Genomic DNA, 1,249 nt, shown 5'->3' with positions numbered 1-1,249 from the left:
ATTATTGACCAAAATACAAATGCTAAAAATGTATATAAAAATGCTTTAATTATACTCATTATTTTTTTGGACGATTCGGTTTTTATTACAGCTAACGTTGTTGTATATGGTTTGTTGCGTGGTTTAAGCAACTAATTTAGTAAAAATTACCGACCAAGAAAGTCCGCGAGGACTTTCGTAAGTAGGCGAGAAGCCAGCAATAAATTATATACGGTGTTGCCCACAGTATTTATTGTTCGTCAAACCCTAATTCAAGTTGAGAATTATCCCCATATTTTCTTTCAAATAGATGTTCAAATTCCTTTTTAGTTTTAGATACTTCCATTAGAGTTGTAACTTCTGTTATTTGCTTTTTTAAATGTTCTTTCCCAACTTCAGGTGTAAGTGATTGATGAAATTTATATTTCCAATTTCCTTTATCGGTTTTTGGTGTGTTTTTTCTTAAATTTTCCAAAACTCCATTCGGTAGCTGTTCGTAAATATATTTAGTTGTTAATCTACCAATAAAAGACGGTTTGTTTTTAATATATTTTGGTATGAATGGTAAATTCCACAAACGATAAATTTGTTTATAAAAATCGTCTGTAAATGTTAATTGCCATTTTAGTATCTCCTCTGATATGTAAGCATTTAATATTTTCTGTAATTCAAAACGCTCTCTGTCATATTGATAACCGGTAGCTTCATCTACAAGTGCTGTAATTCCGACTTTTGCAAAAGCTCTAATTAAAATTTCACATTGGTCTGCAATTATTTTTTGACGTACAGATAAATTTATTTCATTTCTAGCATCTAAAAAAGATTCGCAAATGTCAGCTAAAATAGTTGCTTCGTAACCATTTATTTTTTTCTCTCCTTGATAGCATTCAATTGGCTCAAAGTGGCCTGGTTCTTTTCCCTTGTAAATAAAGGGTTCTAGGCTTTTTTGACCTAAATATCTGTTTAATCTGGCCCCACTTGTTGGCTTTGAATTTTCGTCTGTATCAACCATTTTCAAAGCCTCTTGCATTCCTCTACCTGAAAGAACTCTTGTTCCATCTTCAAGAACGTAACAAGGAATAATTATTCCAGCTAAATCTATTTCTCCTTCGTGTATTATTTTACTCATATTTTCAATTTATAGCGGTTTTTAGTATATTGTGGGCAACGTGTTTGTGTATGGTTAGTTGCGTGGTTAAGCAACTAAGTTAGCAAAAATGAACCGAACGAGAGGAAATTCCGAAGGAATTTCCACGTAGGCAAGTCACAA

The 1,249-nt window shown here is 32.2% G+C and carries 1 protein-coding gene; it reads right to left on the bottom strand.

Going from position 1 to position 1,249, the window contains the following annotated elements:
* Positions 1-229 precede the first annotated feature (229 nt).
* The gene (locus ACFQ13_RS05925; RefSeq protein WP_386115143.1) at positions 230-1,108 is read right to left on the bottom strand and encodes a P63C domain-containing protein; all 879 of its coding nucleotides are present in this window, start codon (positions 1,106-1,108) and stop codon (positions 230-232) included.
* Positions 1,109-1,249: the final 141 nt, after the last annotated feature.

The sequence above is a fragment of the Winogradskyella rapida genome (genome assembly GCF_042675845.1).
GTDB lineage: Bacteria > Bacteroidota > Bacteroidia > Flavobacteriales > Flavobacteriaceae > Winogradskyella > Winogradskyella rapida.
This window is presented reverse-complemented; position numbering and strand designations above follow the sequence as displayed.

What these genes read in the sequence shown, in the direction of transcription:
- ACFQ13_RS05925 (WP_386115143.1), bottom strand. Translation starts at nt 1,108, where the DNA reads ATGAGTAAAATAATACACGAAGGAGAAATAGATTTAGCTGGAATAATT.